The sequence below is a fragment of the Aeromicrobium sp. PFPM2_SD2 genome, assembly GCF_057364525.1.
Genome location: NZ_JBNFNZ010000608.1, coordinates 1 through 1184, shown reverse-complemented (window position 1 = coordinate 1184; position 1184 = coordinate 1). Strand labels below are relative to the sequence as shown.

Sequence of the window (1184 nt, the reverse complement as noted above, 5' to 3'; positions counted from 1 at the left end):
CGGCACGTCGCGGCGGCGCTGCCCCGAGCAGGTGCGTGGTCTCGCGCTGCTGGCGCCGGTCGTCGACCCGGTGCCGTCGCGGCGCACGCTGCCCGCGTTCGAGGTGCGCGAGCGGGACGAGGAGCTGGTCGCCTCCCTCGACGAGGCCGACCGGCTCGAGTTCGAGGGTCTGACGACGCGGCAGGTGCGCGCGGTGTGGGAGCGGTTCCGCGAGACCGTCCTGCCCGGGGTGCGGGTCGCCGACGCCGACGCCGGCGCCCGGCTGTGGGAGAACTACGTGCTGGACGCGCCCGAGGCCTCGTTCGCGCAGCCGTGCCCGGCGCCGACGCTTCTCGTCACCGGCCGCCAGGACCACGTCGTCGGCTACGTCGACCAGCTCGGCCTGCTCGAGCACTACCCGCGCGCGACGTACCTGCTGCTCGACGACGCCGGCCACAACCCGCAGCTGGAGCAGCCCGCGCTGGTCGCCGCCGCGCTGCAGGACTGGTCGCGCCGGGTCCACGCGGGGGAGTAGCGCCGCTCGTCCGCGGGCACGCCCCGCCGGCTCGGCGTAGCGTGCCGGGCATGACGACGGACGTCGACGCCGCGGTGGCATGGCCGCGCCCCTGACCGCTGGTGCCGCGAACGACCGCGTGCCCGAAGCGGATGACGTTCGGGCCGTGCGGCGGCGTCCGCGACGACCACTCGTGCGAGCTCGACGCCCGTCCCTGCCCGTTCGCCGCGCCGGACGCCCACGTCGTCCGGTGGGAGGGTGACGCTCCGCCGACCGGTGCTCCGCGCAGCGCCCTGCTGGACGCGGCGACGCACGGCCCCGTGGTGCTGACCGACCTGACGATCCCGCCGTTCGACCCGCGCGGCCTCGCCCAGGTGACGGCGACGCTGGCCGGCTCGTGCGACGCGGTGCTGGTGGGCGAGCACCAGAACCGTCCGGACCTGCCCCCGACGCTCATGGCGGCACTCGTCGCCGACGCGGGCGGCGTCCCGTGGGTCACCCTGGCCTGCCGCGACCGCAACCGGGTGGTGCTGGAGCAGGAGCTCGCCGGGCTGGCCGTCGCCGGCGTCGACGGGGTGCTGTGCGTGACCGGTGACATCCGGGCCCCGGGCGTGCGGCAGGACGTCACGCAGGTCTTCGACCTCGACGGGACGCAGCTGGCCGCGCTGGCCCGGCGGCGGCCACGCGGTCG

The 1184-nt window shown here is 76.9% G+C and carries 2 protein-coding genes; both read left to right on the top strand.

The genetic code is table 11. The features are described 5' to 3' along the window. On the top strand, positions 1–514 hold a 514-nt coding region (locus AC2W7G_RS16825), incomplete at its 5' end, for an alpha/beta fold hydrolase (RefSeq protein ID WP_485869449.1). 131 nt (positions 515–645) lie between these two features. After that, positions 646–1184: hypothetical protein (locus tag AC2W7G_RS16820; protein WP_485869448.1), on the top strand; the 539-nt coding region annotated here is incomplete at its 3' end.